This window comes from Bradyrhizobium sp. USDA 3256 (genome assembly GCF_054058275.1).
In genome coordinates this window covers 1,597,107-1,615,614 of record NZ_JBSSAE010000002.1, presented here as the reverse complement: position 1 = coordinate 1,615,614, position 18,508 = coordinate 1,597,107, and the positions used below count along the sequence as shown (strand labels likewise).

General features: G+C 63.7%; 17 protein-coding genes. 13 read left to right on the top strand and 4 right to left on the bottom strand.

The genetic code is table 11. The annotated features are described in order from the left end of the window. Position 1: 1 nt before the first annotated feature. The 3 genes from ACVWY5_RS09305 to ACVWY5_RS09295 all read right to left on the bottom strand — a co-directional run bounded on the left by ACVWY5_RS09305 (position 2) and on the right by ACVWY5_RS09295 (position 3,711). Positions 2 to 1,027, bottom strand: a complete 1,026-nt coding sequence (locus ACVWY5_RS09305; protein WP_321176826.1) for an extracellular solute-binding protein — start codon at positions 1,025 to 1,027, stop codon at positions 2 to 4. Between the two features lie 23 nt (positions 1,028 to 1,050). Then, positions 1,051 to 2,826: an iron ABC transporter permease gene (locus ACVWY5_RS09300; protein ID WP_321177547.1), complete on the bottom strand. Its 1,776-nt coding sequence runs from the start codon at positions 2,824 to 2,826 to the stop codon at positions 1,051 to 1,053. 522 nt (positions 2,827 to 3,348) lie between these two features. Next, the gene (locus ACVWY5_RS09295) at positions 3,349 to 3,711 is read right to left on the bottom strand and encodes a darcynin family protein (protein WP_028334353.1); all 363 of its coding nucleotides are present in this window, start codon (positions 3,709 to 3,711) and stop codon (positions 3,349 to 3,351) included. 76 nt (positions 3,712 to 3,787) lie between these two features. Between ACVWY5_RS09295 and ACVWY5_RS09290 the strand changes: the two genes are divergently transcribed. The 9 genes from ACVWY5_RS09290 (at position 3,788) to soxA (ending at position 12,057) form a co-directional block, all read left to right on the top strand. Then, entirely contained in the window at positions 3,788 to 4,411 is a 624-nt protein-coding gene (locus tag ACVWY5_RS09290) for a TetR/AcrR family transcriptional regulator (protein WP_038377512.1), read from the top strand. 100 nt (positions 4,412 to 4,511) lie between these two features. Further along, positions 4,512 to 5,921, top strand: coding sequence for an MFS transporter (locus ACVWY5_RS09285; protein WP_051376170.1), 1,410 nt, complete (start codon positions 4,512 to 4,514; stop codon positions 5,919 to 5,921). Between the two features lie 153 nt (positions 5,922 to 6,074). Next, on the top strand, positions 6,075 to 6,524 hold the full coding sequence (locus ACVWY5_RS09280) for a (2Fe-2S)-binding protein (RefSeq protein WP_016846497.1): 450 nt from the start codon (positions 6,075 to 6,077) through the stop codon (positions 6,522 to 6,524). A gap of 10 nt (positions 6,525 to 6,534) precedes the next feature. Further along, the gene (locus ACVWY5_RS09275) at positions 6,535 to 8,721 is read left to right on the top strand and encodes a molybdopterin cofactor-binding domain-containing protein (protein ID WP_028334355.1); all 2,187 of its coding nucleotides are present in this window, start codon (positions 6,535 to 6,537) and stop codon (positions 8,719 to 8,721) included. A 58-nt stretch (positions 8,722 to 8,779) separates the two neighbouring features. Continuing rightward, complete coding sequence (locus tag ACVWY5_RS09270; protein WP_028334356.1) at positions 8,780 to 10,051, top strand: NAD(P)/FAD-dependent oxidoreductase; 1,272 nt, start codon at positions 8,780 to 8,782, stop codon at positions 10,049 to 10,051. 13 nt (positions 10,052 to 10,064) lie between these two features. Continuing rightward, on the top strand, positions 10,065 to 10,493 hold the full coding sequence (soxX, locus tag ACVWY5_RS09265) for a sulfur oxidation c-type cytochrome SoxX (RefSeq protein WP_028334357.1): 429 nt from the start codon (positions 10,065 to 10,067) through the stop codon (positions 10,491 to 10,493). A 9-nt stretch (positions 10,494 to 10,502) separates the two neighbouring features. Then, positions 10,503 to 10,967 (top strand): SoxY-related AACIE arm protein, encoded by a 465-nt coding sequence (locus ACVWY5_RS09260; RefSeq protein WP_028334358.1) that lies wholly within the window; start codon positions 10,503 to 10,505, stop codon positions 10,965 to 10,967. Continuing rightward, complete coding sequence (soxZ, locus tag ACVWY5_RS09255) at positions 10,967 to 11,287, top strand: thiosulfate oxidation carrier complex protein SoxZ (RefSeq protein WP_028334359.1); 321 nt, start codon at positions 10,967 to 10,969, stop codon at positions 11,285 to 11,287. The genes ACVWY5_RS09260 and soxZ overlap by 1 nt, the downstream gene beginning before the upstream one ends. Beyond that, positions 11,284 to 12,057, top strand: coding sequence for a sulfur oxidation c-type cytochrome SoxA (soxA, locus tag ACVWY5_RS09250; RefSeq protein ID WP_028334360.1), 774 nt, complete (start codon positions 11,284 to 11,286; stop codon positions 12,055 to 12,057). The genes soxZ and soxA overlap by 4 nt, the downstream gene beginning before the upstream one ends. Positions 12,058 to 12,285: 228 nt before the next feature. On the opposite strand, the gene ACVWY5_RS09245 is transcribed toward soxA, so the two are convergent. Beyond that, positions 12,286 to 13,059, bottom strand: a complete 774-nt coding sequence (locus tag ACVWY5_RS09245) for a ferredoxin--NADP reductase (protein WP_028334361.1) — start codon at positions 13,057 to 13,059, stop codon at positions 12,286 to 12,288. Between the two features lie 146 nt (positions 13,060 to 13,205). Here ACVWY5_RS09245 and ACVWY5_RS09240 point away from each other — a divergent pair, with 146 nt between their 5' ends. The 4 genes from ACVWY5_RS09240 (at position 13,206) to ACVWY5_RS09225 (ending at position 18,483) form a co-directional block, all read left to right on the top strand. Further along, positions 13,206 to 14,402 (top strand): amidohydrolase family protein, encoded by a 1,197-nt coding sequence (locus ACVWY5_RS09240; RefSeq protein WP_028334362.1) that lies wholly within the window; start codon positions 13,206 to 13,208, stop codon positions 14,400 to 14,402. Positions 14,403 to 14,790: 388 nt separating this feature from the next. Beyond that, on the top strand, positions 14,791 to 16,191 hold the full coding sequence (locus ACVWY5_RS09235) for a selenium-binding protein SBP56-related protein (protein ID WP_028334363.1): 1,401 nt from the start codon (positions 14,791 to 14,793) through the stop codon (positions 16,189 to 16,191). A 102-nt stretch (positions 16,192 to 16,293) separates the two neighbouring features. Then, the gene (locus ACVWY5_RS09230) at positions 16,294 to 16,956 is read left to right on the top strand and encodes a hypothetical protein (RefSeq protein ID WP_028334364.1); all 663 of its coding nucleotides are present in this window, start codon (positions 16,294 to 16,296) and stop codon (positions 16,954 to 16,956) included. Between the two features lie 171 nt (positions 16,957 to 17,127). Next, positions 17,128 to 18,483: an AIPR family protein gene (locus ACVWY5_RS09225; RefSeq protein WP_028334365.1), complete on the top strand. Its 1,356-nt coding sequence runs from the start codon at positions 17,128 to 17,130 to the stop codon at positions 18,481 to 18,483. Positions 18,484 to 18,508: the final 25 nt, after the last annotated feature.

Genomic DNA, 18,508 nt, shown 5'->3' with positions numbered 1-18,508 from the left:
CCTATTGCCGGTAGCCAAACGTCTTGTCCCAGTCCGCGACCCACGCCGCATGCAGCTTCACATACTCGTCGAACTTCGGATACCAGAGCTTGACCACCTTTGGATCGAACCCCTCCGGATATGCCGGCGGCGTCTTTAACGACGTGAGATTGCCGAGCTCCTTGATCATGAAGGTCTGCCCTTCCTTCGACAGGCACCAGTTCAGGAACAGCTTTGCTGCATTGGGATGAGCCGCCGTCTTCGGAATGCCGGTCGCGTAGGGATTGACCGGAGCGCCTTCAGGCGGAAAGAAGATCTCGATCGGCGCGCCGTCCTTCTTCTTCTGGTAGATCACGTTGTAGAGCAGCGGCGCGATCGCGATCTCGCCGCGCACCAGCGCATCGGCCGTCGGCGCGCCGGAGGGATACAGCACCGGATGGGTCGCGGCCTGCTTGGCCCAGTAGTCTTCGCCGAGCACCTGGCGCTCGAACATGATCCGCGTCCAGGTGGTGCCGCCGGACTGCGCGAACACCTGCCCGATCAGCTTGTCATATCGCGGCTTGGTCAGGTCCATCCAGGATTTCGGCGGGTCCTTCACCAGCTCGGTGTTGTAGGCGATCGACCAGGCGATCGTCGCGCGCGGCCAGTATTTCGGCGAGATCAGCGCGTGCGGATCGTAATCGGCCGCGTTCGGCGGCGCGTAATCCTGGAACAGGTCTTCCAGCGGCTGCATCAGCGCGCGGTCGGAATGGTCGACGACGTCGGCGATCAGCTTGCCGGCCGCGGCCTCCGTCTTGACGCGGGTGATCAGCTGGCCGCCGGGCGCGCGAACCATCTCGACCTTGATCTCGGGGAAGCGCTTGTTGAAGGCCTTGATGACCTGCTGCTCGATCTCGGCGAAGTTCGCGGTGTAGTAAACGAGCTTGCCTTCTGACTTGGCCGCCGCGATCAACTCCGCCGAGCCGAACTCCTGCGCCTGTGCCGCAGGCGCCAATGCAAGCGTCGCCACGCTTGCCAAGGCCAGCGTAGTGAAGGTTCGTCTATCCATCGCAATCCTCCCCTTATTCGTTGTTATCCGGTCCGCGCCACGTTGCCCTGCGCTGATCCGCGCGACAGCCAGTTGGCGCCGCCGATCAGGACACCGAGCAGCACCGTCTGCACCAGGCTGAAGGCCGCGGTCTTGCCGATATTGCCGCCTTCGTAATAGTCGAGCAGCAGCACCGACATCACCATGGTGTTGCTGGTGTAGAGGAACAGCGACGAGCCGAGCTCGCGGATCGCCAGCACGAACAGCAGCGTCATCGACGCCAGCACGCCCGGCCGCGCCAGCGGCAAAACGATCGTCCTGATGGTGCCGAGCATGCCCTTGCCGCAGACCCAGGCCGCCTCCTCGAGCTCGCGGTGGATTTGCAGGAACGAGGTCGACAGCGCCTTCACGGTGTCCGGCATGAAGCGCGCAATGAAGGCCAGCGCGAGAATCCAGATCGTGCCGTAGAGCCCGCCCGGCACGCCGATCCAGGCCCAGAGATAGGCGACGCCGATCACCAGCCCGGGGATCGCGACCGGCAGGGTCGAGATCAGGTCGATGGCGCCGCGGCCGCTGACGCGGGTGCGATGGATGGTGTAGCCGATCGCAAAGGCGAGCGCGCCGCCGACAACAGCCGTGATGACGCCGACCTCGATCGCATTGTAGATCGACCGCATCGTCAACGGATTGTCGAAGATGCTCTCGAAATGCGTCAGCGAATATTGCCGCATGTCGAACAGGCTCGCGACGTCGCGGATGAACATGAACTTGCGGAACGCCGCGACGATCAGCGCCAGCGACGGCAGCACCACGACAATGAGGAGGTAGACGATCCCGATCGCGAAAGTGAGCCAGCGCCACGGGCCGAGATCGAGGCTGCGCGGCCGGAACGCCTTGCCCGCGACGGTGGTATAGCTGCGTCCGCTCAGCAATTTCTGCTGCAGATAGACCAAGAGCCCCGTGACCACCATCAGGATGATCGCGACCGCCGCTGCGGTGTTGTAGAGCGGCGGCGACCAGTTGGTGAGCTTGAAGATGTAGGTGGTGAGCACGTTCAGGTTGGTCGGCGCGCCGAGCACGGCCGGGATGCCGTAGATGCCGAGCATCACAATGAACGACAGCAGCATGCCCGAGACAATCGCCGGCATGATCAGCGGGAACGTCACCGTGAACAGGGTCGCGACCGGGCTCGCGCCGGAGATTTCCGCGGCCTCCTCCAGGCTCGGGTCCATGTTGCGCAGCGCCGACGAGGTGAACATGTAAACATAGGGCGCGTAATAGATGCCGAACACGAACACCAGGCCCCACATCGAATAGAGATCGACGCGCAGGTCGGAGCCCATCCACTTGAACATCGTGTTGATCAAGCCGGTCTTCGGCGAGCCGAGAATGGCCCAGGCCACGCCCGCGACCAGCGGCGGTGCGAACAGCGGCAGGATGCTGGCCGCGGCGATGAAGCCCTTGAACGGCGTGTTGGTGCGCACCACGATCCAGGAGAACAGGAGCCCGATCGCGACCGCGATCACCGTGCCGCCGCCGCAGGCGATCAGCGTGTTGAGCAGCGCTTCGGCGACGTTCGGATTGGCCAGCACGGCGAGGAAATTGGCGATCGACAAATGGCTCAGGCTGAGACGGATGCCGTCGACCACCGGATTGGTGTCGGTGAGCGCGCCGAGCAGCAGCATGAAGACGGGATAGATGACCAGGAAGGTCAGGATCGCCAGCAATGCCGCGACCCAGAGGCCGGTGAACGCGCGGCGGCGAGTTCCCTCGCTGGCGCTTCGCATGGCTTCGCTGCGCCGGTCGGCCTGTCCGTGCAATGCGCATTCCCTCTTGCGGCCCGATCTGACGCCGGGCCTGCTTGTATACCAAGGGTAGTCGATCGGGACTGTGACGCAAGCTATCCGAAAGTCGCTTGCGTGCGATTGTGTGACACACCACGGGAACACGAATTCGGACTGATCGCGCTCGCACGCTGCATCCACCGCCGTCGCCCCGGCGAAGGCCGGGACCCATACTCCGCGGCGGATGTCTTGAACGGGACTCGTCGTTCCAGCATTGCCCGACAAACAGCATCGGTGATTATGGGTCCGGCCTGCGCCGGGACGACGATGCGGGTGGGCGCAATTCGAGATGCCAAAACAGCCACTCGGTGTCATCACCGCGAAAGCGAAAGCGGGTGATCCTGGATTCCAGAGACGCCAGTGCTTGAACCGATGGGCCGCGGCGTACTGGGATCGCCCGCTCGAGCCGGGCGATGACAGATGTGGATGGGAACGAAGTTGCGTCGCCACAGGCTGCCGGAACGCCGGCCCGGAACGATCCGGGCCGGCGTCGGCATCCTAGGCAAGGTAATTGCCTTCGAGTGCCGGCATGATGTCGAGCACTTCGAAATAGTGGTCCCAGAACCTCGTCTCGCGCAGGTGGTCGCAGAACCACGCCCACGCCAAGAGGTCATCGGTCTCGCAGATCATGACGTCGGTCGCCCTGGTCGAGAAGGCCTCCGGCTCGAACCAGCGCACCTTCAGCTCCGGACGGCGCCGGAGCAAAGGAATGACCTCCTCGTGCAGGAAGGCGAGGCGCTGTTCGGTCTTCAGATCGAGCCAGTGCCGCGTGGTCTTGACCATGACGAAGATATGAAACCTGTGCGGATCGTCCTCGTGCTCGGGAAGCACGGGAGACGAGGTCGTTTGCAGTGTCACCATTGATCGGTTCTCCTTTCACGGCCATAATGTGAGTAATTGCTCATATTCCACAACTCGCGTTTTGGGAGATGCCGCCATGCCGCCGAAGCGGCGCACAAAGGCCCGCAAACAGCCGCTTCAGCAGCGTTCGCGGGAAACCGTGGCGGTGATTCTGGAAGCGGCGGCTCGCGTTTTGGAAGCGCGCGGGCTCGAGGGCTACAACACCAACGCGGTCGCCGAGCGCGGCGGGATCAGCATCGGCTCGGTGTACCAGTACTTCCCGAACAAGGACGCGCTGACGCTGGCTTTGATCACGAGGTTCGAGGACGCGCTGCTGGCGAAAGTACGGGATGCGGTCGCGGCATCCGAGGGCAAGAGCCTGACGGCGTCGCTCAACCTGATCGTTCGGGCGCAGCTCGAGGCGCATGCCGAGCGGGCCGGGCTCAATCGCATTCTGGAGGCCGAGGAGGATCGCCTGCGCCCGGCGTCATCGGGCACGTCAGCGGCCGGCGAATTGAAGGAACTGGTCGCCGACCTGCTGGCGCGGCATCGTCGTGAGATCGCAAGGCCAGTCGACGATGACGCCGTCGAGGATCTGATCGTGATCAGCCGCGCCATGGTCGACCATGCGCTTCAAAACGACCTCTCGCAGGCTGCGGCCAGCCGGCGGGTGCTGCGCGCCATCGAGGGATATCTGTTCGGTCCGCGGCCGGACTCTTGACGCTTCCGGCAAGGCCGCTTCGCATACGCATCATGCAATGCCGCGGCTGGGGAACGGGATGCCGGCGTAGTACATGGCGGTCCCGGAGACATTTTCAGGCATGCTCGAGAAGACCCCGACCACCGCGGCAGCGACGCCGATCACCGATGGACTGCCGGATGGATTGCCTTGGGAACGCCGCCGCTGGGCGGTGGCCGCGATCTTCACGGCGCTGGCGATGGCCTCGCTCGATACCGCGATCGCCAATATCGCGCTGCCGGCGATTGCGAGCGATCTGCATGTCAGCCCTGCGGAAGTGGTCTGGGTCGTCAACGTCTATCAGATCGCGCTGGTCGCGACGCTGCTGCCGCTCGGCGCGCTCGGTGAAATCGTCGGCCATCAGCGGATCTATCTCGGCGGCCTGCTGCTGTTCACATTGGCGTCACTCGGCTGCGCGCTGGCATGGTCGCTGCCGAGCCTGCTGGTCGCGCGCACCTTGCAAGGGCTCGGCGCCAGCGGCCTGATGAGCGTCAACACCGCGCTGGTGCGCTTCGTCTATCCGAGCCGGATGCACGGCCGCGGCTTCGGCCACAATGCGCTCGTGGTCGCGACCGCCTTCACGCTGGGGCCGACCATCGCCTCCGGAATCCTCGCGCTCGGCCCATGGCCCTGGCTGTTCGCCGTCAACATTCCCTTTGGCGTCGTCGCGTTGCTGATCGGCATGAAGACGCTGCCGACGACGCCGCGCGCCACCCACGCCTTCGATTTCACCGGCGCGGCGCTGGCCTGCGCCTGCCTCGGCCTCTTCATCATCGGCATCGGCAGCGCCGCGCACAAGGCCGCGCCGGCGCTTGTCATCGCCGACCTTGTCGGCGCACTGGTGATCGGCTGGATTCTGACCCGGCGGCATGCCGATCATCCGGCGCCGATGCTGCCGATCGACCTGTTCCGGCGGCCGATCTTCGCGCTGTCCGCCGCGACCGCCGTCTGCTCATTCGCTGTGCAGGGCCTCGCCTTCGTATCGCTGCCGTTCTACTTCGAGGACATATTGCACCGCTCGCAGGTCGAGACCGGCTTCTTCATGACGCCCTGGCCGCTGGTGGTCGCCTTCATGGCGCCGATCGGCGGCCGGCTGTCGGACCGCTATCCGGCCGGCATCCTCGGCGGCATCGGCATGCTGCTGCTGGGACTTGGTATGGTGCTGCTCGCGACCCTGCCGGCCGAGCCCAGCGTCGCCAACATCGTCTGGCGCACGATGATCTGCGGCATCGGCTTCGGCTTCTTCCAGACCCCGAACATGAAGGCGATCATGTCGAGCGCGCCGTCGCATCGCAGCGGCAGCGCCAGCGGCATCGTCGCGACCGCGCGGCTGACGGGGCAGACCACCGGCGCCGCCCTCGCCGCGCTCTGCTTCGCATTGGCCGACCGCGAGGGCGCCACTGTGGCGCTGGCGCTGGGTGCCGGATTTGCCGCGGTCGGCAGCGTCATGAGCTTCCTGCGTTTGGCGGTCGCTTCGCCGCAAAAGTCATGACAGGTATGCAGCGCGCACAGTCCGCGGCCAAACACCACAGCATCAACTTTCTTTCGCGCTGCGAGCGCATTTTCTTGATTTGAACCGTTCCAGTTTCAAGGCCAACATCGCACTGCAGTTCGGTCGGAGGATCGGACCATTCAGGGGATCGCGATGGCAAACCTCAAAATTAACGGCAAGACAATCACTGTAGACGTCGAGGACGATACGCCACTGTTGTGGGCTATCAGAGAGAACGTCGGACTGACGGGGACCAAATACGGTTGCGGCATCGCCCAATGCGGCGCCTGCACCGTGCATATCGACGGCGTCGCGATGCGCTCCTGCGGCGTGACGGTGAGCGAAGCGGCGGGCAAGGAGATCACCACGATCGAGGGTCTCGCGGCGGGCGGCGTGATGCACAAGGTGCAGCTCGCCTGGATCGCCAGCGACGTGCCGCAATGCGGCTATTGCCAGAGCGGCATGATCATGGCCGTCGCGGCGCTCTTGAAGGACAATCCGAAGCCGACCGACGACGACATCAACGACGCCATCACCAATATCTGCCGCTGCGGCACCTTCCAGCAGGTGCGCGAGGCGATCCATGCTGCCGCGAACGCATAAGGACGCAGCGATGAACCAGCACGTCATGCCAAAGCTCAATCGCCGCGCCTTCGTGATCGGCACCGCAACCGCCGGCGCCGGCCTCGCGCTCGGCCTCGATCTGCCATTCGGCGGCCCCGCCGTGGTGCGCGCGGCCGACGGCGCGCCTGAAGTCAACGCCTGGGTCGTGATCCGGCCCGATGACACCGTGGTGATCCGCATCGCCCGCTCCGAAATGGGCCAGGGCACGCTCACCGGCCTCGCCCAGCTCGTCGCCGAAGAACTGGAATGCGACTGGTCGAAGGTCACGACCGAATATCCGACGCCGGGCCAGAGCGTCGCCCGCAAGCGCGCCTGGGGCGATTTCTCGACCGGCGGCAGCCGCGGCATCCGCACCTCGCAGGACTATGTCCGCAAGGGCGGCGCCACCGCGCGCGTGATGCTGATCCAGGCGGCAGCCAACGAGTGGAAGGTGCCGGCCTCGGAATGCAAGGCCGCCAACAGCATCATCACCCACACACCCTCGGGCAAGACGACGACCTACGGCAAGGTCGCGGAAGCCGCGGCCAAGCTCGAGCCGCCGGCCGACGTCAAGCTGAAGGACCCGAAGGACTGGACCATCGCCGGCAAGGGCCTGAAGCGGCTCGACACCGTCGACAAGACCACCGGCAAGATGGTCTACGGCATCGACGTCAAGCTGCCGGGCATGCTGAACGCCGCGATCAAGGATTGCCCGGTGTTCGGCGGCAAGGTGAAGAGCTTTGACGAAGCCAAGATCGCCGGCATGAAGGGCGTCAAGAAAGTGGTGCAGGTCGGCGACACCGCGGTTGCCGTCGTCGCCGACACCTGGTGGCACGCCAAGACCGCGCTGGATGCGCTGCCGATCGTCTGGGACGAAGGCCCCAACGCCAAGGTCTCCAGCGAGACGATCGCGACATGGCTCGCCGAAGGTCTCGACAATGCGCAGCCGGCCTATGTCGGCAACCAGAACGGCGACGCCAAGGCGGCGATCGCCAGCGCGGCCAAGAAGGTCGAGGCGGTCTACAGCTATCCCTACCAGAACCACGCCACCATGGAGCCGATGAACGCCACCGTGCTCTACACGCCCGACAAATGCGAGGTGTGGTGCGGCACGCAGAATGGCGAGGCGGCATTCGCGGCGGCGCTCGAGGCCTCCGGCCTGCCGGCGGAGAAGGTCGACGTGCACAAGCTGATGCTCGGCGGCGGCTTCGGCCGGCGCGGCATGACCGACTATGTGCGGCAGGCGGTGGCGATCGCCAAGCAGATGCCGGGCACGCCGATCAAGCTGCTGTGGTCGCGCGAAGAGGACATGCAGCACGGCAAGTATCACCCGATCACGCAGTGCAAGCTGACCGGCGCGTTCGATGCCGACAACAACCTGGTCGCGCTGCACTACCGGCTGTCGGGCCAATCCATCCTGTTCTCGGTGCGCCCGGAAGCGCTGCAGAACGGCATGGACCCCGCCGCGTTCCAGGGCGTCGCTCAAGCCGGCGAGGCCGCGATCGGCTATTCGGTGCCGAACCTGCTGGTCGAGCATTCGATGCGCAACCCGCACGTTCCGCCGGGCTTCTGGCGCGGCGTCAACGTCAATCACAACGCGATCTACATGGAATGCTTCATGGACGAGCTGGCGCTGGCGGTCGGCCAGGACCCGCTCGAATTCCGCCGCAAGCTGATGGGCAAGCACCCCAAGCATCTCGCCGTGCTCAACGCCGTGGCCGAGAAGATCGGCTGGGGCACGCCGGCGCCGCAGGGCGTCTATCGCGGTATCGCGCAGGTGATGGGCTATGGCAGCTATGTTGCCGGCGCCGCCGAGATCTCGGTGACCGACGGCAGCAAGATCAAGGTGCATCGCATCGTCGCCTCCACCGACCCCGGCTATGTCGTCAACCCGGCGCAGGTCGAGCGGCAGATCGCGGGCTCCTTCGTCTACGGCCTCAGCGCGCTGTTCTACGGCGGCTGCACTGTGAAGGACGGCCGCATCGAGCAGACCAATTTCGACACCTACAACTCGATGCGCATTAACGAAATGCCGAAGGTGGAATCGGTGATGGTGCCGAGCGGCGGGTTCTGGGGCGGCGTCGGCGAGCCGACCATCGGCGTCGCGGCGCCGGCGGTGCTCAACGCCTATTTCGCCGCGACGGGAAAGCGCATCCGCAGCTTCCCGCTGCGCAACCAGAACATCAGCTTCGCCTGATCAAACCAAAAGCGGCGGCCCCGACCGGCCGCCGCCTCCTTTTTTCGGATTCTCGCGCATGGCCGTCACGCGTCATCAGACGCGCAGGGATGTGATCCGTGGCGCCGCTGCCGTCGCAGCGGCTGCCTTGGCGCGTCCGGCGTTGGCGCAGGCAGCGCCGCGCATCGCGGTGATCGGCGGCGGCTTCGGCGGCGCGGCCTGCGTGCGGGCGCTGCGGCGGCTCGACACAAAGCTTCAGGTCACGCTGATCGAGCCGAACAGGACTTTCACCGCCTGCCCGTTCAGCAACGAGGTGATCGCAGGTCTGCGCGAGCTTGCCGCACAGCAATTCAGCTATGACAAGGTTGCGGCGGACGGCATCACGATTGCCGCACAGGCGGCGACGAAGGTCGACGCCCAGGCGCGCAGCATCGCGCTCGCTGACGGCACGACGCTGTCCTATGACCGGCTGGTGCTGGCCCCCGGCATCGACATGCGCTTCGACGCCCTCTCCGGCTATGACGAGGCAGCGGCCGAGAAGATGCCGCACGCCTGGAAGGCCGGCGAGCAAACCCTGCTGCTGCGCAGGCAGCTTGAAGCCATGGACGATGGCGGCCTCGTCGTGATCGCAGTCCCCGCTGCGCCGCTGCGCTGTCCGCCCGCGCCTTACGAGCGCGCCAGCCTGATCGCGCATTATCTGAAGGCGAACAAGCCGAAGTCGAAGATCCTGGTGCTCGACGCCAAGGACAATTACTCGCAGCAGAAGCTGTTCGAGAAAGCCTGGGCGGAGCTCTATCCCGGCATGATCGAACGGATCGCGCTGTCGCAGGGCGGACGGGTGACATCGGTCGATCCGGCAACCAACGAGATCGTCACCGACTTCGGCAACTACACCGCCGCGGTCGCCAATGTGATCCCGCCGCAAAGGGCCGGCCGCATCGCTGACATCGCCGGAGCCGCCGACTACACCGGCTGGTGCCCGATCGATCCCGTCACCTTTGCTTCAAAGCTCGTGCCCAACATCCACGTCATCGGTGATGCCGCGATCGCCGGCGGCATCCCGAAATCCGCCTCCGCGGCGGCGGCGCAAGGCCGCGCCTGCGCGGCGGCGATCGTGAGCGCGCTGGCCGGCAAGGCGCCGGAGACGCCGCGGCTCGATGGTGCCTGTTACAACACGGTCGCGCCGGGCTACGCCTTCTCGCTGAAGGGCATCTATCAGCCGAAGGAAGATCAGTACGCCGAGGCGGAGGTGACCACGAGCCCGGTCGACGCGCCGCGCGAGGTGCGCCAGCAAGAAGCTCACCAAGCGCTCGACTGGTTCAATAGGATCACGGGAGAGGCCTTTGGCTAGGCTCGCCCTCACAATGCTTCTCGCCGCAGGACTGTTCGCGGCGTGCTGGCCCGCGGGCGCCGAGGAGCTGCGGTCCTACACCGTCGTGGGCGATGCGATTCCGGTTTCGCTGACGGGAACCAAGGGCGATGTCGCGCGCGGCCGCGCGCTGATCGTCGAGCGTTCCTCCACTTGCATCCTCTGTCACAGCGGCCCATTTCCCGAGCAGGCGTTCCAGGGCGACCTCGCGCCGAACCTCGCCGGCAGCGGCAGCCGCTGGTCGGAAGGACAGTTGCGGCTCCGCCTGGTCGATGCGTCGCATCTCAATGCGGCGACGATCATGCCGTCCTACTATCGCGTCGACGGGCTCGTGCGCGTCGGCACCTCGTGGCGCGGCAGGCCGATCTTGTCGGCGGAGCAGATCGAGGATCTCGTAGCTTACTTGACGATACTGCGGAACTAGGACCAAGCGATGGCGATTTCCGACTACACCACACGCCGGACGTTTCTGAGCCTGACTGGCGGCGCCGCCGCGCTGGTGATCGTGCGCCCCGTGGACGCAACGCCGGCGATGCTGTCGGCCGCGGTCCGCAATGTCGTCGGCGAGGCCGATGTGCACACCGGCAAGGTCAAGCTCGACATTCCGCCGCTGGTCGAGAACGGCAACACGGTGCCGATGACGGTCAGCGTCACCAGCCCGATGACGGCGGACGAATATGTGAAGAGCATCCACGTCTTCAACGAGAAGAATCCGCAGCCGAACATCGGCAATTTTTATCTCGGGCCGCGCGCCGGACGCGCGCAGGTGTCGACCCGCATCCGCCTCGCCGACAGCCAGAAGGTCACCGCCATCGCGCGGCTGTCCGACGACACGTTCTGGTCGGCAACCGCCGACGTCGTGGTGACGCTCGCCGCCTGCACCGAGGAGGCGATCTGATGCCGTCGGCCCTGATCAATGTTCCGGCCAAGGCCAAGCGCGGCAGCGTCATCGAGATCAAGACGCTGATGTCGCACATCATGGAAACCGGCTACCGCCACACGGCCTCAGGCAGCGTTGTGCCGCGCGACATCATCACGAGCTTCATTTGCCGCTTCAACGGCAAGGAAGTGTTCCGCGCCGATCTTTATCCCGCGATCGCGGCCAATCCGTTCATCACCTTCTTCACGACGGTAACCGAGAGCGGCAAGTTCGAATTCGAATGGATCGGCGACAAGGGATTTTCGGAGACCACGCAGGCTTCGATCACGGTCGAATGAAGATTGCCGTCTGCATCGCGCTGCTGACGGCGATGGCGGGCGCCGCGCTCGCGACCGAGATCCCGCGATCCGAACGCCGCTCCGGCTACAGCTTCATGAGCGCGGACAGCAAGGCAATGCAGGACGAGGACACCGCCAATCCCGGCATGCTGTCCGTGCTCGACGGCGAGACGCTGTGGATGCGCAAGGCCGGCGCCGCCAACAAGGCCTGCGCCGACTGCCACAACGACGCCCGCGTCAGCATGAAGGGCGTCGCGGCGCACTATCCGGCCTTCGACAAGGCGCTGGGCAAGCCGGTCGACCTCGAGGGACGGATCAACCTCTGCCGGACCAACCACCAGCAGGCCTCGCCCTTCGCCTATGAAAGCCGTGAGCTGCTGGCGCTGACCGCCTATGTCGCACGGCAATCGCGCGGCATGCCGATTACGGCCGGCGGCGATCCGGAGCTCGCGCCGTTCATCGAACAGGGCCACGCGCTGTTCATGCAACGGCAGGGCCAGCTCAATCTCGGCTGCACCAATTGCCACGATGATAACTGGGACAAGAAGCTCGCGGGCAGCGCGATCACGCAAGGCCAGCCGACCGGCTATCCGCTGTACCGGCTGGAATGGCAGGCGCTCGGATCGTTGCAGCGGCGGCTGCGCGCCTGCATCACCGGCATCCGCGCGCAGGCTTATGATTACGGCTCGCCCGAACTGGTCGAGCTCGAGCTCTATCTGATGACGCGAGCGCGCGGCATGCCGGTCGAGACGCCGGCGGTCAGGCCCTAAAGCGCGATGAGATTAGGTTGAATCGCCATCGCGCTTTAGCTCCTTGTTTGAGCATGATCTTTTCGGAAAACCGCTTCGCACTTTTCCGGATCATGCTTTAGCGCCAACCCTCATGGTGAGGAGCACGAAAGCGCGTCTCGAACCATGAGGCCCCAGTCGGGCCTTGCCCTTCGAGACGCTTGCTGCGCAAGCTCCTCAGGGTGAGGAGATGGAGTTACTGTGTAGCGGTCAGCGCTCGGCGAACGCCTTCTCGACCACAAACTGCGCGGGCTCGCCGTGATTGCCCTCGACGAAGCCGCGGCCGTTCAGCAGCATGCGGGTGTCGGCGACCAGCGCCGGCGAGCCGCAGATCATGACGCGGTCATGCGCGGCATCGAGCGCCGGCAGGCCGATGTCGGTGAACAGCTTGCCCGAGGTGATGAGATCGGTGATGCGGCCGCGGTTGCGGAACGGATCGCGCGTCACGGTCGGGTAGTAGATCAGCTGGTCGCGCACCAATTCGCCGATCAGTTCGTCCTGCGGCAGCTTCTCGGTGATCATCTCGCCATAGGCGAGCTCCTTGACGCGGCGGCAGCCGTGCAGCAGCACGACCTTCTCGAACCGGTCATAGGTCTCGGGATCCTTGATCACGCTGAGGAACGGCGCGAGGCCGGTGCCGGTGCCGACCAGATAGAGGTTGCGACCGTCCTCGAGGTTGTCGATGACCAGCGTGCCGGTGGCCTTGCGGCTGACGATGATCTCGTCGCCTTCCTTGAGGTGCTGGAGGCGCGAGGTCAGCGGGCCGTCCGGAACCTTGATCGAGAAGAACTCCAGCGTGTCCTCGTAGTTCGCGCTGGCGACGCTGTAGGCCCGCAGCAGCGGCTTCTCGCCGACCCTGAGCCCGATCATGGTGAACTCGCCGTTGCGAAAGCGGAACGACGGATTGCGCGTGGTTTTGAAAGAGAACAGCGTGTCGGTCCAGTGGTGAACGCTGAGGACGCTTTCCTGGTTGAAATTGCTCATCGTCAGTTTCCTTGACGCGCGGGCCGGATTGGCGGCAAAATCATTTGTACACGATCGTTCGTATACAAATGAATAATCCAGCTTGATCCGGCCGTCAAGCCACGGGCACAATGGCCGGCGAAGGCGTTGAACCAAAAGGAAAAACCATGGCGCACGATGCACCCCAGGCGACCGGTCCGAGCAAGCTGGTGATCCGCAATATCGGGCTGTTGCTGTCGGGGGCCCTGGAAAAGCCGATCCTGGATGCCGATACCATCGTCGCCGAGAACGGCAAGATCACGGCGATCGGCCGCCTCAAGGAGGTCGACACCGAAGGCGCCACCACCATCGTCGACGCCAATGGCACGACGGTCGCGCCCGGCCTGATCGACAGCCACGTCCACCCTGTCGCCGGCGACTGGACGCCGCGGCAGAACCAGATCAACTGGATCGACAGCTATTTGCATGGCGGCGTCACCACCATGATCTCCGCCGGCGAGGTGCACATGCCCGGGCGGCCGCGCGACGTCGTCGGGTTGAAGGCGATGGCGATCTTCGCGCAACGCGCGTTCTGGACGCTGCGTCCGGGCGGCGTGAAGGTGCATGCCGGCGCGCCCGTGATCGAATGCGAGATGGTGGAGGACGACTTCAAGGAAATGGCCGCGGCCGGCGTCAAGCTGCTCGGCGAGGTCGGGCTCGGCGGCGTCAAGGACGGACCGACCGCGCGCAAGATGGTCGGCTGGGCGCGCAAATACGGCATTCAGAGCACGATTCACACCGGCGGCCCGTCGATCCCGGGCTCCGGCCTGATCGACAAGGACGTGGTGCTGGAGGCCGACACCGATGTGGTCGGCCACATCAATGGCGGCCACACCGCCCTGCCCGACGACCAGATCCGCTGCATCTGCGAGGGCTGCAAGCGCGGGCTCGAGCTGGTGCATAACGGCAATGAGCGCTCGGCGCTGTTCACACTGCGGACCGCGCGCGAGATGGGCGATCTGCATCGCGTCATCCTCGGCACCGACGCGCCGGCCGGCTCCGGCGTGCAGCCGCTCGGCATCTTGCGGATGGTCTCGCTATTGTCCTCGCTCGGCGAGCTCCCGGCCGAGCTGGCGTTCTGCCTGGCGACCGGCAATACCGCGCGGATGCGCGAGCTCGATTGCGGCCTGATCGAGATCGGCCGCTCGGCCGATTTCGTGCTGATGGACAAAGCGCAGCATTCGCCAGGCAAGAACATCCTGGAGAGCGTTCAGCTCGGCGATCTCCCGGGCATCGGCATGACCATCATCGACGGCATCGTCCGCACCCAGCGCAGCCGCAACACGCCGCCCGCGGGCAAGGTGCCGGAGGTGGTGGCGAAGTGAGGTGCACCAAAGCCGTTGCGCGCGGGTGACGGGGTGAACAGCGGTGCAACATATCCGGTGTCGCCCCGGCGAAGGCCGGGACGACACTGAGTGTTTGGTGCCGCTCGTGAGTCATACGTTCACTTGCTCTCAGGGCGATAACTGGATCGGTGCTTGCTCAACCCCTTGAGCAGGCTGCCAGATCGCGCGCCCGGCGCCGCGCGGCTTTGCCGCGCCGGCGCCGTCACCGAACCTTGTTTTCAGCTGTCACCGTTGAGGTGTAGTCTGCCCGCAAGCGAACCTTAGCCGGCAGCACTCGCAAGAGGCATTTTTCGATCCGGATTTAAGTTCTTGCTGCTGTATGCCGCCGTGCCGTGTCGATCCACATCACACAATCAGGAGGCAGCCGATGACGATGAGGCCAGATCCTACGTTCCACGCGTCGCCGAAGCTCGCGATGGAAGCGCCGGCCGAGAGCTTTGCCTACACCGTGCTGCTCAGTCCGGATTTTTCAAAGCCGGACGCACTCGCGGTGATCGACGTCAAGCCCGGCTCTCCGACCTACAGCAAGATCGTCCACACCGTGACGATGCCCAACAAGGGCGACGAGTTCCACCATTTCGGCTGGAACGCCTGCTCGTCGGCGCTGTCCCCGCTGGCCGGACACGCCTTCCTCGAGCGTCGCTATCTCATCATCCCCGGCATGCGATCCTCCCGGATCTATATCGTCGACACCAAGCCGGACCCGACGCAAGCGAAGATCCACAAGATCATCGAGCCCGAGGAAATCTTCAAGAAGACCGGCTACTCGCGACCGCATACCATCCACTGCGGGCCGGAAGGCATCTATGTCAGCACGCTCGGCGGGAGCGGCAAGGACGGCACCGACGGCCCGCCCGGCATCTTCATCATGGACTGCGAGACATTCGAGGTACTCGGCCGGTGGGAGATCGATCGTGGCCCGCAGACCAAGCATTATGATTTCTGGTGGAACCTGCCGCGCGACTACATGGTGAGCAGCGAGTGGGCCTTGCCGCCGCAGTTCGAGAACGGCATCGTGCCGGAAGACCTGCTGTCGAACAAATACGGCCACCGGCTGCATTTCTGGGACCTGCGCGCCCGACGCAATGTCCAGACCATCGACCTCGGCGCCAATCATCAGATGGCGCTGGAGGTGCGTCCGGCGCACGATCCGGTTCGCGAACACGGCTTCGTTGGCGTCGTGGTCGATACCACGAACCTCGAGGGTTCGATCTGGACCTGGTGGCGCGAGGGCGGCAAGTTTCACATCGAGAAGACGGTGACGATCCCGCCCGAGCCTGCATCGAAAGACCAGCTGCCGCCGCTGTTGCAGGGTTTCGGCGCCGTACCTCCGCTGGTGACCGATATCGACTTGTCGATGGATGACAAGTTTCTCTACGTCGCCTGCTGGGGCACCGGCGAGATGCGCCAATACGATGTCAGCGATCCGCGCAAGCCGAAGCTCGCCGGATCGGTCCGCATCGGCGGCATCGTTCGTCGCGCGCCTCACGCGAACGGACAGGTCTTTGCCGGCGGGCCGCAGATGGTCGAGATCAGCCGTGACGGCAAGCGGGTGTACTGGACCAATTCGCTCTATTCGACCTGGGACGACCAGTTCTATCCGCAAGGCATTCCCGGCGCCGAGGTGATGGCGAATGCAAGCCCGGGCGGTGGGCTCGAACTGGCGAAGGACTACTGGGTCAGCTTCCCCGACGGCTACCGGGCGCACCAGATCCGGCTCGATGGCGGCGACTGCTCCACCGACTCGTTCTGCTATCCGTCGGTCTAGAGCGTTTTCGAGCGAGGTAGGTACCGGTTCGCGTGAAGAATACGCGTCAAAACAAGAATCCAGAGCCCGTTCCGATTCGATCGGAACGGAAAAGGCCCTGACGTGAGCCCGGCCGACTGGACTCCGGCCTGGCTGTGGCTGGCGGTCATCGCGAGCGGCCTCTACCACGGGATCAACCCGGGCATGGGCTGGCCGCTCGCCGTTTCTGCGGGATTGATGCAGAGGAGTTCGCGTGCGCTGGTGACCGCGCTTGGCCCGCTCGCGATCGGTCATTTGCTGGCGATGCTGCTGGTGATCCTTCCGTTCGCGCTGCTGATCACCCTCGTCGAATGGCAGCGCACGATCCGGATCGGCGCCAGCCTGCTCGTCATCCTGTTCGGCGTCTATCGGCTGATCGACCGGCGCCATCCGCGGGCCTTGGCGCGGATACCGCCGACGCAACTTGTCCTGTGGTCATTCGCGGTGGCGATCGCCCATGGCGCGGCGCTGATGTTGGTGCCGATCTATCTGGGGCTGTGCCGCGAGGCTGAAGCCGACCAAGGCCATGCGGCTGCCAACAGCCTGATCGATACCAGCCTCACCATGGCCGTGCTGGTCTCGATCGTCCATGCCGGCGCGATGATCGCCGCCGGCGGATGCCTGGCGTGGCTGGTCTACCGCTACCTCGGCCTGAAATTCGTATCCCGGAGCTGGTTCAACCTCGACACGGTTTGGGCACTCAGCCTCGTGCTGGTGGGCGCCGTCGCGCTCGGTCTTGCTATGTGATTCGGACGCGACACGCCGCCGGAAAGCAAGGCGCCGGAGATTATCAGGGACACTTCTAGGCCTGAACTGAACTCCACAATAAGTCGCATAAAGGAAACGCTCGTCTACCTAGAATTTCAATAGGCGATCAAGTAACATAAAAGTCGAATGCAGCCTTACTTGAGTTAATTCATGAATCCAGTCATCCGCGCTCAACTTCGCGAGTTTGCAAAAGCCAATTCGATCACTGCCGATCCCGAAGAGAAGCAATTCGAAATATACGCGATTTACTCAATTCTCAGCGGCTTGCTCGGAGAAACAATAGACTCCTACGACGTTCATCTCGATGGCGACGAGTTCGGTGTCGATGGGATTGCTGTAGTGATCCAAGGCGAACTTGTACGCAACCGTCAAGAAGCCGATGAAAAACTGGCGGCAGTCAATAATCCCTCGATTGAGTTCATTTTCTTTCAAGCGAAAACCAGCACCAGCTATGACTACGGCGACATCTCCAAATTCTTCGATGCGGTAATCGGCGTCAACCGCGCCGTGTTCTTCGACAACATTCGTGATTACGACTCAAAGTCGAAAATCAATATCTCCATTAAGGAAAGTGTCCTCTCCGGAGGCGGAGCTGAGTTTGTTTTCCGAAACAACGGCATAACTGTTGTTTCGAAGAACATTGACCGGACCGGCGACACATTTCGGCTTGAGGACTTCCAAATAGTCAACGGCTGCCAGACCAGCAATATTATCTTCGACTTGGTTTGTGGTGATGGCACTGCGGTCGGACCCGGAGGAGAGGATCTAGCTCTCAGTATTCAGGTCCCCTTCCGTCTAATCGGCTCCAAGGACGATGATTTTGTATCGTCGATCATTGTGGGAACTAATCGACAGAATCTAGTAAGAGATGAGCAATTCTGGGCTCTGCGGCCGTTTATGAAAAGCCTTGAGGAGTATTGCCGCAACCTCGATCCGGAAGAAGTAATCTACTTTGAGCGACGGGAGAATCAGTACCGAAATCAGGAGATAGAAAGGACACGGATCATGCAGCCTTCAGTGCTAATGAAGGCTGTGGCGGCATGCTTGCTATTTCAACCGCAGCGAGCCGCTCGAGATTATCGCGGAATACTCTCTGAATATGAGGAGACGATCTTTTTGGATGATCATGACGTCCGTATCTATCATGCCGTTTGCTACCTCTACTATCGACTCGAATTTCTTTGGCGAAATCAGAGGATAGAGAACCGATTCAAGACGTTCCGATACTACATTCTTGCCGGGGTGGGTCTTCATATGACCCGATCGAGCAACGTGTTCGGCATGAAGAAAGCGAAATTGGCAGCAACCGCCGACGCCATGATTCGCCTTTGCAAAGATGAAGAAGGATTGAAGGCCGCGGTAATCAAGATCGTGTCAATTATTGAGATCAGACTAAAGGAAATGGGAGTAACCACACAGGAACGAATTCGCGACACGATTCGTTCTGAGACGTTTTCAACGACTTTCAGGGAGCGCCTGCTCGCCACTGATATTCAAAGCGCGTAAGGGGCTCTTCAGCCTCCGGGGGCGG

Excerpts from the sequence above, each read along its gene's own strand:
- ACVWY5_RS09305 (WP_321176826.1), bottom strand. The coding sequence starts at position 1,027 with ATGGATAGACGAACCTTCACTACGCTGGCCTTGGCAAGCGTGGCGACG.
- ACVWY5_RS09295 (WP_028334353.1), bottom strand. The coding sequence starts at position 3,711 with ATGGTGACACTGCAAACGACCTCGTCTCCCGTGCTTCCCGAGCACGAG.
- ACVWY5_RS09290 (WP_038377512.1), top strand. The coding sequence starts at position 3,788 with ATGCCGCCGAAGCGGCGCACAAAGGCCCGCAAACAGCCGCTTCAGCAG.
- ACVWY5_RS09285 (WP_051376170.1), top strand. The coding sequence starts at position 4,512 with ATGCTCGAGAAGACCCCGACCACCGCGGCAGCGACGCCGATCACCGAT.
- ACVWY5_RS09280 (WP_016846497.1), top strand. The coding sequence starts at position 6,075 with ATGGCAAACCTCAAAATTAACGGCAAGACAATCACTGTAGACGTCGAG.
- ACVWY5_RS09275 (WP_028334355.1), top strand. The coding sequence starts at position 6,535 with ATGAACCAGCACGTCATGCCAAAGCTCAATCGCCGCGCCTTCGTGATC.
- ACVWY5_RS09270 (WP_028334356.1), top strand. The coding sequence starts at position 8,780 with ATGGCCGTCACGCGTCATCAGACGCGCAGGGATGTGATCCGTGGCGCC.
- soxX (WP_028334357.1), top strand. The coding sequence starts at position 10,065 with ATGCTTCTCGCCGCAGGACTGTTCGCGGCGTGCTGGCCCGCGGGCGCC.
- ACVWY5_RS09260 (WP_028334358.1), top strand. The coding sequence starts at position 10,503 with ATGGCGATTTCCGACTACACCACACGCCGGACGTTTCTGAGCCTGACT.
- soxZ (WP_028334359.1), top strand. The coding sequence starts at position 10,967 with ATGCCGTCGGCCCTGATCAATGTTCCGGCCAAGGCCAAGCGCGGCAGC.
- soxA (WP_028334360.1), top strand. The coding sequence starts at position 11,284 with ATGAAGATTGCCGTCTGCATCGCGCTGCTGACGGCGATGGCGGGCGCC.
- ACVWY5_RS09245 (WP_028334361.1), bottom strand. The coding sequence starts at position 13,059 with ATGAGCAATTTCAACCAGGAAAGCGTCCTCAGCGTTCACCACTGGACC.
- ACVWY5_RS09240 (WP_028334362.1), top strand. The coding sequence starts at position 13,206 with ATGGCGCACGATGCACCCCAGGCGACCGGTCCGAGCAAGCTGGTGATC.
- ACVWY5_RS09235 (WP_028334363.1), top strand. The coding sequence starts at position 14,791 with ATGACGATGAGGCCAGATCCTACGTTCCACGCGTCGCCGAAGCTCGCG.
- ACVWY5_RS09225 (WP_028334365.1), top strand. The coding sequence starts at position 17,128 with ATGAATCCAGTCATCCGCGCTCAACTTCGCGAGTTTGCAAAAGCCAAT.